The sequence below is a fragment of the Candidatus Nitrosocosmicus sp. FF01 genome (genome assembly GCF_047711275.1).
Taxonomy (GTDB): Archaea; Thermoproteota; Nitrososphaeria; order Nitrososphaerales; family Nitrososphaeraceae; genus Nitrosocosmicus.
The window spans coordinates 795433-807971 of sequence record NZ_JBLNIG010000002.1 but is presented as its reverse complement, the minus strand read 5'-3'; the positions used below and the strand labels follow the sequence as shown (position 1 = coordinate 807971).

The following is a 12539-nucleotide window of genomic DNA, read 5'->3' as shown; positions in this document are numbered from 1 at the left end:
CTTTATCAAGTATGGGAAATGGCTTACCATATGCAATCGCAGCACAAATTGCTTTCCCAGACCGACAATCTATCGCACTTGTTTGCGACGGTGGTTTGACCATGTTAATGGGCGAGTTTGCCACCGCTGTACAATACAATCTTCCAATAAAAGTAATTGTTATCAAAAACAATACACTTGGAATGATCAGATGGGAACAAATGGGGTTTCTTGGAAATCCCGAATATGGAGTAGAGTTTACTCCAATTGATTTTGCAAAGTTTGCTGAAGCGTGTGGAGGTAAAGGGTATTCAATAAAACAAGCGTCTGAAGCAGCATCTACTATCCATAAGGCCTTGAAGGAGAATAACCCAACGTTAATTGAAGCATATGTTGATCCTTTCGAACCACCTATGCCTCCAAATGTTGGTATGGAGTATATTAATAATTTAGCCGAATCATTTGCAAAAGGGCAACCCTATGCGAAAAGAATTGGGTTAACTTTATTCAGAAACAAGGTACATGAAGTACTGAAAAATTATCACGCTCATTCGCCGTCGAATGAATAGGTTTTGATTAGATGTCATTTTACTTTATTTTCAAAAGACCTCATTGAATGCAATCAATTTATCCTGTAAGAAATAACAAATTTTAGTACTAGTTAACCAATGCCTGCTTTTACCTTTAGAGTTGAGAATAGCTAATAGCGTATGGGCATGTTTAGTCAATACCTGTAGATAAATGAGGATCATTTTTACTTGTTAATTACTATGTTTTCTTTTATCAAAATAAAGTAAGTCGGTCAGTACTAACTAATCTAAATTACACTTTTTGATACCTCAAAATGCATTATTGGATAGAAACAGTATTCTTTATATACTTATATTATAGTAATAGAATATGACTAAAGTCGAACTTAAATGTACTGAAAATGGACCCATCATGGTAATGGTAGACAATAAAACTTTTACAGTGTTATGCAGATGTGGTGGTTCTAATAATAAACCATATTGTGATGGAACACATACAAGAATAGGTTTTAAAGCAGAAGCCAAAGAGATTCAGATTTCATAATCTTGAAAACATCTTATACCTACAGTATTTTTATTTTTAGAATGTCATTTCATCTTTTAAATCAAATTGAAATAAACCGATAATGAATGCAAGGGTCGATTTAAAATAAAGTAATTGTGTTTATATATGCTATTATATATAATCTCTGTGGCTTATAAAATCAATTTTGACGAATCCATTTCTGATATGATTGATAGACTAAAACAGGAACACATACAATTTAAAATAACTTTAAACAAAATAACCAAATACAATGACGAGAATAACATCGACAAGGCAATAGAAACTATTCACGATATGAGTCAACCCATAATAAAACATGCTGTCGAAGAAGAAGCAAGAATAATGCGTGTAATAATGCATAACGCTAAGGAAGCATCTACGGATTCTATTAAAATAATGCAGGAGCATAATTGGGTTGTAGACTTTCTAAAACAAAAAATACCGACTATAAAAGGAAATATCGACAAACAACAGGATGGACAAGATATACAATTTCAAAAAAAAGCTCATAATGAAATTAATGAATTTGTTATAAATCTGAGGAATCACTTTGAAGAAGAAGAACAGATTGTTTTTCCACTTGCGTTAAAAGCAGATCGAGATAAGGATAAATCTAGTGCTTAGGAGTTCATAATGATACCATTCAATGGTTATATAATTAAAACAACATTGTAATAGAATTTATTTTATTTGAAGTATCATTTATTAATTTAAGATCTTCAATCTATTTTAAATGTAATACTTGATGTTTTGCAAATTAATATAATATTTTACAATTGCAATTTTTTCACAATATTGATCCATTTAAGATTATGTCACCTAATTGTTGTCGTTATTAATGTGCTGCACTTTTTGTCTGATTTTATCAGATAGCTCTTTTATCTGTTGATTTTGCTGATGTATACATGCAGTTAGTTTGTCGATAATATCTTTAAAGTTTATAGCTTTAACATCTTTTTCGTTTATGTCGCCGCCCTCTAGACCTCCAAATATTGTATTGTGCATATCATGTAACTGTTTGTCGCTATAATTTTGTCCCATAATATTGTACAAGATTCTAATAGTGTTTTCTTGCTGTCCCATTACTGTTAACATCTTGGCAATATTTATGATTTCAGGATTGTCTTCATTATAGACTTTATTGTAGAATTGCATATTAAAATTAGCCATATTAGCAAGTACATTTGGCGGGATCAAATCAGTATTACGTTCTTTATTATTTTGATTTTCATTATTCATGCAGTAAAATAAAAAACAAAGTATATAATTATAATATTAAGTTCAGAATCATAACCACTATTGATTAACAGATTTTTAAATAAGTGTAGAACTTTCGAGTTATTTCAAGGTCTTCATGTATTATCACCTGATTATTTCAAGCACTTTAATTCAATCCATCTGTGATTTTGAAATCCTTTAATCGATAAAGACATACACACAATTACCTTCCATTTTGTTAGCATAGGTCTGTAAAGGAATCTTTGCGGGAGGATTTTGTGATACACCGGTTTCTAATTCAAACCTGGAAAAATGCAGTGGACAGGTTATTGTTTTTTCATCCTCATTTAAGAAACCTGTCGATAGATCAGCGTACTCGTGAGTACATATTCTATCAGTTGCATATATTTTGTCTTGTATTTTGGTTACAAGAATCTTTTTATCATTATAATCAAAAGCCACAATTTTATCATTATCTAGAACATCTACTTTACACACATTTACCCACGTCATTATAACATGTTGATAATAATATCATAAATAACTGCATTATACTCTTTCCTATCTGGAATATTTCTTTGGATATCGGTTAATATGGTACACATTCTATTTGCTTATGAAAAAAAAGAATTATGTATGTTAACCTTTTCCCTTAGTTAACATTTCCTGATAATTTAGAAACTCATTGCTACACTCACTAATAGAGTCGATAAGTGATTGTTCAAAATCTTGTTTTTTGTCTTTTGACTAGAGTATAACTTTGATCAAGTGGATACAAATGAGTATATTCTAGAAAAACTATTATTCTTTACTAAAACCTTCTTTATGTATCCAGTAGTATGAAACCTTATCGGCTCCAATCCAAAAGGTTTCAGTTCCTGCATCAATAATGATCTCTTTTGAATTATCATCGAATGTTACATTATGTTTATGCAGTTCAATACTTTCATTATTGTCTAGCCTAATCATTACTTCTCCATTTTGGTCTAAACAATTTTTTATATTGTCGTAATTTGCCATCTATCATTAAGAACGTCTTCCTTTTTAAACCTTGTTACTATTTAATTAGAATTGTCATTTATTAATACATTAGCAACTTTGGAAGGATGGTAGATGGTTTTTTGCCTTTTGTCTATGATGCAATCAATAGGTGATCGGAATTCTCTACTCGACGTCGCATGCGAGACCATACATTGATTATATCATAGTTTCAGTTTTTATCTTCCATATGACTTTGTATTGCATTTCTTAATGTATCTGTAACAATATGTATGATTCTTGGATCGTCAACTTTAGGTATTATGTAATCTGATCTTAACTGTTTATTATCTAGTATAGCTGATAAGGCGGTAGCAACGGCAACCAGCATACCTTGACTAAGCGTATTGATTCTAAGATCCAAAAGAGCGCGAAGTATTGAGGGGAAAACTACCGCATTGTTTATCTGATTTACAAAGTCTGATCTTCCAGTGGCAACAATTCTAGCACCGCCTTCTAAAGCATCAGAAGGTAAAATCTCAGGATCAGGATTACTTAATCCAAAAGCAATGGGATCGGGATTCATTGTTTTTATTATATCTTTATTTACCAAATTGCCCTTTCCAGATACCCCGATGAATACGTCTGCGCCTTTCATAACCTCAAAAAGACTTCCGCTTAATTTCAAAGGGTTTGATTTATTTGCTATCTCTCTTTTATATGGATTTTCCATACCAACTGTCCGATTTACATGTAATGCTCCGATGCTGTCAGTTACGATAATATCCGTACATCCTGCTTCTATTAATATTCTGAATATTCCATATCCAGCTGAGCCTGCTCCTGCAATTACCACTCTTATTCTATCTATTTTTTTTGTACTAATTTAAGCGCATTTAATAATCCTGCTAAAGCGATTATTGCGGTACCATGTTGATCGTCATGGAAGACTGGTATCAAAAGTTCTTTCTGTAGTCTCTACAACCTCCAATACTTTCGGCGATTCAATATCCTCTATATTTATAGCACCAAACATTGGCTGTATGGATTTGACCAATTTGATTATCTCCTCCTTATCTATGGTATCAACGCACAAAGGAAAAGCATTTACACCACCTAAAATTTTGAATAGTACATATTTTCCTTCCATGACGGGAATTGTCGCTTCTGGACAAACATCTCCTAATCCCAGTACACGTGTCCCATCACAAACTATAGCAACATTATTCCATTTTGATGTATAATCAAATGCTAATTTTTTATCTTTAGCTATGTCTCTGGATACAAATGCTACACCTGGAGTATAAATAAGGTCGAGTATATCGTTCTTGCCTTTAAAAGATTTGTTTATGGCAATTGTATTGTGAATTTCGATTTTTCCCTTTAATGTTCGATGGAGATTTATCGCATCTTCTTCTATGCCCATTTAAACAATCAAATCAATATATGCGAGTTATAGTATATACATTCATACATGAAGAATGAAAAAGTAGGATTAATAGTATTCATGCATATATAAAATAAATGAATTAAATATTATTTAGAAATGATATGATGGGGTGTCAAAGATCTGTCCGATGGATTTTTTACCATGTTTGTCTCGGCTAGTGAAATTCTAACGGAAAATATTTTGCATACCTTAAACTACAAAATGACTTTATATAACTACCCATTACTTTTATCCGGAACTATCAGGAATAATATTTTCAATCTGATCTGTAGATATTCCTAAATCAAACTACTAAGAGAGAATTCATGAAATTTCTAAATTCTGAGAGACAGAAGTGCAGATGAGGTTAATGCAATTGTCTCATTTTGCTAGTCGTGGATCTAGTCAAAAAATTAGTATAACAAACTATTTAACTATCATTCTAACAATCTGTAAGAACACATAAGTTAGATTGAAAAACTTGTTTCGATTCATTTTTTGGTAGTGGGTCCCACTCTTTTTAAATCCTAGGTTTATGACGATACAGTGAGCATATTTCGAGGAATGTAAAACACATATAATCACGGATAAACAAATTCAATAGCAATAGAATTCTTGTAATTCCGTATTTGCAATCGGTCTACTAACGTATCAAGATTCTTGTCACAATCTATTACTTTTTGATCTTTTATTGCAACGTGTTTACCTAGATAATATTTCCTAAAATATTCGTAATGTGAATAAAACCATTCAAACCCGTCTCTTATCTTTTCCATTCTTTCTAAATCAATATCTTTTACAAATTCGAGATTCATCTCATGTCTAAAAAGATACTAACAAATCATCACATAAAAGCATAGTATTTTGGTCTATACTTGACCTATTGTAAAAATTTCCATTTCTAACATCTTTAAACGATAGGGATTGATTTCATGCTAATTCAATTAACGTTCATTTTATCTCTTATAAGACTAAGTTCATACCATATTTTATTTTACAGCCGACCTCATTGACCAGTCACGGTATAATAACTTCATCGTTTCTTGCTCCTTTTGAACTACAAAGGGGTAATAGAATCCATATATTACATGATTCATAAAGATTTGGGTTTGGTTTACTCTTTTTTTAAGTTAAGTTGCCTATCCTATGGCTTTTTTTTTAATAGATCAGATGTCTAAAAACAATAAATTGAGATCAGCGACAATTTCAAATCAGCAGATTTGAACCTGGAAAATAATACATTGGGTCGACAAAAAAAGAGAATATGAGCTGTTGGTTATGATTTAATTTCCTGTCAAGTCCAACTATGATAATCGGCTTATTGTTCTTAATTTTATTATAATTATCTTTTTTATCTATAGCAATTGTAGACTCAGCATAGTTGAAACTAACTATCCATCAATGCAGCAATATCCACATTCACAGATAACGTCTGCGAATAATTCACAACGAGTGTTTTCTTTTATCATATCTGTATATTCTATTCGTGTTTAATCTACTTAATATTTACGTATCATTTGCAATTGAAAGCAAACATGGGTGGTATTCTTACATGAATACACGTCGACAAGAATGATCCTCTCAAATAGCTATACGTGCTATTAAATAAAAAGCATAGTTACTAAATCTATAGGCAAACCAAGTCTATAATTTTAAAAAAATAAATGGATGATGGAATAAAATAGAATATCTTTGACTTTTTGATGAAGAGTACCAATATCAAAAACATCCAATTATATCCCATCATCCATGCATGAAGATAGGGGAGTTGGCCTTGTTTAATAAACCAACTTATTTGCAATATGGTAGTTTTTGTGTGTGTAGATAGACTTGCTCAATCTGTTATGCTGGTAGGTATTATAATTTAGTATCCGACTTATAATAAGGTTTCTAAACAAAGGATTGCATTTTAATCAATTGCAATCGATTGTATTATATGATATTTGCAAAGAGAACATGACTGTGTTTCGATATGTTTCTTGTTAATCACCACGTATATATTTTAATATTTAATTAGAAAGGCTTCATTTTATCTATCATTACCTATCCATATTCTGATAACTTTGTAATCCGAGTACTAAATGGACATTAATACTCATGAAAACGAAAGTAACGAATTGATTTCATTATTCATACAGACTGTGATTACTGGAAATTACAGTGATATGAATTCAGATTTTACTCTACCTCAACTTTAAATTCTACATGTGTGAGTTAATAGATTTTTATTATTTATAATAACAAAATAAATCTTTTATATTCATATTTTTAGTATTATAACGATTAAATAGGTTAATCCCATCGATTATAACACCAAGAATAAGGATGAGGGTAATTCAACTTTATTCAAAGTTTTGATAGTACCTCCGGATCAAATCTCTCCCCCAACTTATGATCTTTTTGCATATTATTTTATATTATATGCTAATTGACACCCAAGATACTCTTAGCAGACATTCAGAATCATGGATTATGATGATCACAGATGATTAATCCAGAAATAAACGAAACCATGGTCTTTGAAAGAAGTAAATTTTGTTAATTGACTTTAGGATATTAATTTGAAGGGGTATGGTTATTACATTCAAAAGAAGGGCTCTGTTCAGTTAAGAAAAACCTATAGCTTGAAGACGTCTTATTTCATATGTGTTTACCAGAAATAAAACGCCTCCAGAATACGTTTATCGGGGCTTGTATTTGTATTTTTCAGGGCTATCTCTTAGGAGAACATCTGAAAGATTATCATACTGTATCAAACGAAATCATGTCACTATCTGGAACTGGATTCAAAAGTACCAACCTAAGATTATCAAGACAAAACAAAGACGGATATGTGAATTCATTGTAGATGAAACATTGCTTAAGGTAGGTTCAGAATACACATGGTTATGGGTTGCAATAGATGCAAAAAGTAAGGAAATTCTCGCACTATCTATCTCTAAAGAGAGAAACATGTTTGTTGCCGAACGGTTTCTGTTAAACATAATCAGAGACTATGGAAAGCATCCAGTTTCAACAGACGATGGTGGTACTTGGTACCCCATGGCTTGTCAATTCCTTAAATTAGAACACCATCTCCATTCCTCCTATGAAAAAAGTTTGATTGAAAGAACAATACAATACATAAAGGATAGGACAGAGAATTTTGATGATTACTTTCCCTGCAGAATAAAGAACTGCAACCTAAAACATGTAAAAAACTGGTTGAACCTGTTTGTCGACTATCATAATAAGGAATTAAAACCTGTTAACTGAACAGAGCCTATATTCACCTATGGCAAATTCTTTAACCTTATCGGATTCTAAATCAGATAAACTATTCTCTATTTGTCTACCCATGATATTATGTCTGACATTATTTTTCATCCCTACTACCTCTACCCCTACTGGCTTGTCGCTTTTGTCTAGATCAACATAGATATTTTTTGCTTATTGGCTATGTTTTTACTATTTCATTATCGGTGAATTTGACATATCCAGCATCCATATCATCATTATAATAAGAATTCATACTATCTCACACACCCACACACTAAACTAAACAAGATCGGATTTGACCAATAAAAGTATGTTGGATCATTTCCTGCATTATACAGAAGAGACACTTAATCTTCGATGATATAGAAGGATATCCTAGTGATTTGAACCTCTAGTTTAATAGGTCTGACTCCTGTGCTATTAAGGTCATATATAGTAACCATTGCCAAACTTTTCTTGTTTCTATAATAATCTGGACCTTTGTTGTCCCCCATTTTCTTTTGTTGATCGAATTGGAAAAAATGGGCCCTTCTCAATGGTTTGATATTGCTAAATCTGTCCATCGGTTTGTCGAAAGGTGGTTAAGTCCGTCTGTGGCAATTTATACATTAAGTGAGGACTTGAATCACTCTTTTTCTTCTTGACTGTCTAAATTGCATAACATCAAATAGTCGAAACTTTCATCTAGTTCTAATAATAAATAGAATGAGACCATATTACTAATTTTATCTATATTAATGCTTGGATGTTAAATTGTTTTCAAATTTCAATTCTATATCAAGTAAATAAAAATCCACAAGATTTCTAAAATACTCTATGTGCTATAAATACTATGTTTCTTTATGAATTACATTGCAAAAACCAAAAGCATCCAAAACCGTAACTACGGTATTAGCTCTGCTCATATTATCTTTGATGCCAACTACACTTTATTCCTCTTCCATAAACTCACCGGTCACAATGGTTAGTGCGCAAGAGGATCCTTCTTCTGCCCCATTTAATACATCACCAGAAAATCAGAATGAATCTTCACAAAATGCTACTACTACTACTAATGCTACAACAGAACGTGTTCCAACACAACAGGGTTTTGAAACAAAAGTCCTAGCAACGAATCTCAGTCAACCACATAATATCATCTATGGCCCTGATGATATGCTGTGGATCACTGAACGTTTTGGCAAAGTTATAACTCTGGTTGATCCGTTAAACGGGACAAAAGTAGCAACTATGCCCGTTCCTGAAGTTCACCAGTCTGAAGGTCAAGATGGATTATTGGGAATGGCATTGGACCCAGACTTTAGTAACAATCATTACATATACGTAGCATACACGTATGATGCCAATCCAGGCGAAGATCTAGAAAGGTTAACCAAAATAACCAAATTTACCTTTGATCCTTCCACATATAGTATAAGCGAGCCAGTAGATTTGATAAGTGGACTTCAGGGAAGCATTGATCATAATTCTGGCCGTCTGGCATTTGGTCCTGATGGTAAGTTGTACTATACGATAGGTGACCAAGGAAAGAACCAATTATCTTTATTCTGTCTGGATATTGAAGCTCAGACCCTTCCTACTGCAGAAGAAGTAGCTGATCAGAATTGGACTGCATATCAAGGAAAGGTTTTGAGGATGAACACAGATGGTTCAATACCTGAAGACAACCCTGAAATTAACGGCGTTCAAAGTCACATCTACACATACGGACACCGAAATCCACAAGGATTAACAGTTGGACCTGAGGGCGATCTGTATGTTGCAGAGCACGGTCCTAATTCTGATGATGAAGTTAATCATCTGGTAGCTGGAGGTAACTTTGGTTGGCCCTATATTGCAGGTTATCAAGACGATAAGGCCTACCGTTATGTTAATTGGTCTTCCGCAGGAGAGCAATGTCCAAATCTTAACTCCTTCAATATAACATCCGGCATTGCTGCAGGAGTATCGATGTCAAATGAAAGTGAGTTTAATGCACCAAACCTTATCGAACCTGTAGTTACATTCTTTACTGTTGAAAGTAATTACAACTTTACAGACCACAATTGCGGAGAACTCGCCTATATTTGCAATCCAACAGTAGCTCCATCTAGTTTGCGCCTATATAACTCCGATACAATTCCTGGATGGGAAAATACGCTTTTAATGCCAACATTAAAGGCCGGAAAAATTTACAAACTCACTCTAAATGACAATGGTACTGCCCTTTCCAACGAACCAATAGAACTTTTCCATTCTGAGAATAGGTATCGTGATGTTGCAATATCCCCTGATGGTAGTACACTGTTTGTAATTACCGACTCGGAAGGACCAGCTCAGGCTATAGGAGGTGGTGCCACTACCGAACTGTGGAATCCCGGTTCTGTACTAGAGTTCAAATATGTAGGAGAAAATATAAATAAAATGACGGGCATCCAATAACATTCCATCTACAACAACAGTACTTTTTTTTGAATGCGGACATCTCTTGACGAATTTAGATTTGTCATAGATATTCTATTTCTCCATAATCAATATAGAATGACCAGATGGTCTAAAAAATAATTAATCTTCTTACCAACATAATATGACCACAGAAAACGCACGATGTAAATATTTTGTAGATTCAGTCTGAGATTAGAGATATTTTCTATAGTGAGGAACAGAACCAAGTACAGGTGATATTATAATTGGCCATATCCAGTTACAATTTATATTTTGCTACAGTTGATAACAAATGTATCCATATAATCTATCAACATGTCTTTTTATTGCGGTTTTATCCAAATTAAAAATCACTTTAGTGCTAAGATACCTGTTAAAATTAATCCCTTACAAGATCGACAAAAATAGAACATAGATGTTCCTAATTATATTTCTAGTTCTTGAAGAACGAGTTTATTCAATAATCCATATGATATGATATGATAACGTGATAGGCGAATCGTATTTTGATTGCTATTCTTCCTTTGTAATTTCCTGGATAAATTCACAGGATATGGCATGAAATAGTAATTTTTAGCAATATACTGCTCTTCGATCTTGAAGTTATTCCAGGTACTAATGCATAAAGAGAAAATGGATAATATTCCTCTGTAACTTGTAATTGAATTCATATTTCAGTATTTTTCAGGTATTTTCCATCTAGTAACTGATCAGGGTATATATATGATATTATTTAGATTCTATATACAGCAAACTACAGAACTTAATTTTCAAATCTTAGAAATGGGTTATGACGCCGAATACTAAGCTCATCTCATCTATCTAATTCATTTCTAAGATTTGAATTATCATCATCTAAACCAAGTAAATCTTTGTCCTTGAGCTTTAAAATATTTTGGAGAGTAGCAGTATGCATCTATTTGCGATTGTAACTTTCCATGAAAATCTTGTATGCCATCCTCATATCAATATTTTGAACTTTAATTCGCAGTTATTATCACCATATGCTTAAATTGGAAAATCGAATACTTTTAGTAATGACAACAAAAGTACAAGTTTCAACAGCTTGCAAATTCGTTTAAAAAATTAAAAAAAGGTGACTGTCTAACCTCTAACCCGGTGCTGTTAACTTAAGCGTTGTTCACCTCCTTGTTATGATAATCTGAAAACATATTCAACCAGTTACTTACGTGCTTCAACCTGCAATTCTTTATTCTACAGGGAAAATAATCATCGAAACTTTCAGTTCTATCCTTTAGGTATTGCATAGTTCTCTCGATAAGGCTTTTCTCCAATGAGGAATGGATATGATGTTTTAGTTTCAGGAATCGACATGCTTGAGGATACCACGTACCACCATCAGTAGATACACCGTGTTTTCCGTGAATCTTAATCAAGCCATCAGGGAATCTTTCGGCTACAAACATGTTTCTTTCCTTGGAGATGGATAGTGCGAGAATATCCCTGTTTTCGGGTTCAATTGTAACCCATAACCAAATATACTCGGGTCCAACTTTAATCAATGTCTCATCTATGATAAATTCTGAGATCCTTTTCTTTTTGATTGATATCTTCTGAGGTGTATACTTTTGAATCCATTTCCAGATTGCAACATGACTTCTCTTTACTTTGTTTAGATGAAATATTGCTTTGGAAACACTTCTGGTTGATAAACCAAGAAAGTACAAATACAAAGCATGGTCAATATCTAACGAAGATGTTCTGTTTCTTTTGATGATCATAACTGAAATAGAGCATCTTCAAGCTATATCATTTTCTTAAGTTAACAGAGCCTATAAATCAAATTGTTGGTTTATATCATAATCCCCATTCTTTGAATAACTACTTTGATTTCCCAAGTTCCAATTCGACTCTAACTTCCTGCTGAAGAATATTTCCGAGTCTATTTTATCCTTTGTATCGGCTATAGGACCCAAATTCTTTGCAGGATTACTAAACCTCTAAAAAATACATTTCTAATATTTTCTGCTGCGATTCCATTTGTATGTGATGCAAAGGAACTATTGGAAATAGATGGTTTTTTCTCTTAGTAGATGGTATTTATATGGTCTTGAACGAAATGTGAAAAGGTAATACTAAGAAGGGGATTTAACCATAGGTATATAATAAGAAAATAAAGATTGAAACAGGAATGAAATTTAACGCAATGTTCAAA

13 protein-coding genes and 1 pseudogene are annotated in these 12539 nt (G+C 32.7%); 5 read left to right on the top strand and 9 right to left on the bottom strand.

Going from position 1 to position 12539, the window contains the following annotated elements:
* Positions 1–5: 5 nt before the first annotated feature.
* The 3 genes and pseudogenes from ACMT7R_RS09735 to ACMT7R_RS09725 all read left to right on the top strand — a co-directional run.
* Positions 6–548, top strand: a pseudogene (locus ACMT7R_RS09735) (thiamine pyrophosphate-dependent enzyme); the annotation flags it as partial.
* Between the two features lie 331 nt (positions 549–879).
* Positions 880–1053: a CDGSH iron-sulfur domain-containing protein gene (locus ACMT7R_RS09730; protein ID WP_415311530.1), complete on the top strand. Its 174-nt coding sequence runs from the start codon at positions 880–882 to the stop codon at positions 1051–1053.
* Positions 1054–1200: 147 nt separating this feature from the next.
* Positions 1201–1680 (top strand): hemerythrin domain-containing protein, encoded by a 480-nt coding sequence (locus tag ACMT7R_RS09725; RefSeq protein ID WP_415311529.1) that lies wholly within the window; start codon positions 1201–1203, stop codon positions 1678–1680.
* Between the two features lie 195 nt (positions 1681–1875).
* Here the strand turns inward: ACMT7R_RS09725 and ACMT7R_RS09720 are convergent, their stop codons facing one another.
* From ACMT7R_RS09720 to ACMT7R_RS09695, 6 genes are all read right to left on the bottom strand, one after another.
* Positions 1876–2295: a hypothetical protein gene (locus ACMT7R_RS09720; protein WP_415311527.1), complete on the bottom strand. Its 420-nt coding sequence runs from the start codon at positions 2293–2295 to the stop codon at positions 1876–1878.
* Between the two features lie 177 nt (positions 2296–2472).
* A complete protein-coding gene (locus ACMT7R_RS09715; RefSeq protein ID WP_415311525.1) occupies positions 2473–2787 on the bottom strand; it encodes a Rieske (2Fe-2S) protein in 315 nt (104 codons plus the stop codon).
* A 288-nt stretch (positions 2788–3075) separates the two neighbouring features.
* A complete protein-coding gene (locus tag ACMT7R_RS09710) occupies positions 3076–3294 on the bottom strand; it encodes a hypothetical protein (RefSeq protein WP_415311523.1) in 219 nt (72 codons plus the stop codon).
* Between the two features lie 190 nt (positions 3295–3484).
* On the bottom strand, positions 3485–4123 hold the full coding sequence (locus tag ACMT7R_RS09705; RefSeq protein ID WP_415311682.1) for a malic enzyme-like NAD(P)-binding protein: 639 nt from the start codon (positions 4121–4123) through the stop codon (positions 3485–3487).
* 69 nt (positions 4124–4192) lie between these two features.
* Positions 4193–4678 carry a hypothetical protein gene (locus tag ACMT7R_RS09700; protein WP_415311521.1) on the bottom strand — a complete coding sequence of 162 codons (486 nt, stop codon included), beginning with the start codon at positions 4676–4678 and terminating at the stop codon, positions 4193–4195.
* 584 nt (positions 4679–5262) lie between these two features.
* Positions 5263–5496: a DUF5678 domain-containing protein gene (locus ACMT7R_RS09695; protein WP_415311519.1), complete on the bottom strand. Its 234-nt coding sequence runs from the start codon at positions 5494–5496 to the stop codon at positions 5263–5265.
* 1831 nt (positions 5497–7327) lie between these two features.
* On the opposite strand from ACMT7R_RS09695, the gene ACMT7R_RS09690 reads away from it, so the two are divergent.
* Positions 7328–7936, top strand: a complete 609-nt coding sequence (locus ACMT7R_RS09690; RefSeq protein WP_415309458.1) for a DDE-type integrase/transposase/recombinase — start codon at positions 7328–7330, stop codon at positions 7934–7936.
* On the opposite strand, the gene ACMT7R_RS09685 is transcribed toward ACMT7R_RS09690, so the two are convergent.
* Positions 7919–8047 carry a hypothetical protein gene (locus ACMT7R_RS09685; protein ID WP_415311518.1) on the bottom strand — a complete coding sequence of 43 codons (129 nt, stop codon included), beginning with the start codon at positions 8045–8047 and terminating at the stop codon, positions 7919–7921. The genes ACMT7R_RS09690 and ACMT7R_RS09685 overlap by 18 nt on opposite strands.
* 239 nt (positions 8048–8286) lie before the next feature.
* The gene (locus tag ACMT7R_RS09680) at positions 8287–8502 is read right to left on the bottom strand and encodes a hypothetical protein (RefSeq protein WP_415311517.1); all 216 of its coding nucleotides are present in this window, start codon (positions 8500–8502) and stop codon (positions 8287–8289) included.
* 289 nt (positions 8503–8791) lie between these two features.
* Here ACMT7R_RS09680 and ACMT7R_RS09675 point away from each other — a divergent pair, with 289 nt between their 5' ends.
* Complete coding sequence (locus tag ACMT7R_RS09675) at positions 8792–10360, top strand: glucose/sorbosone family PQQ-dependent dehydrogenase (RefSeq protein ID WP_415311515.1); 1569 nt, start codon at positions 8792–8794, stop codon at positions 10358–10360.
* 1133 nt (positions 10361–11493) lie between these two features.
* On the opposite strand, the gene ACMT7R_RS09670 is transcribed toward ACMT7R_RS09675, so the two are convergent.
* Complete coding sequence (locus ACMT7R_RS09670; RefSeq protein WP_415311513.1) at positions 11494–12105, bottom strand: DDE-type integrase/transposase/recombinase; 612 nt, start codon at positions 12103–12105, stop codon at positions 11494–11496.
* Positions 12106–12539: the final 434 nt, after the last annotated feature.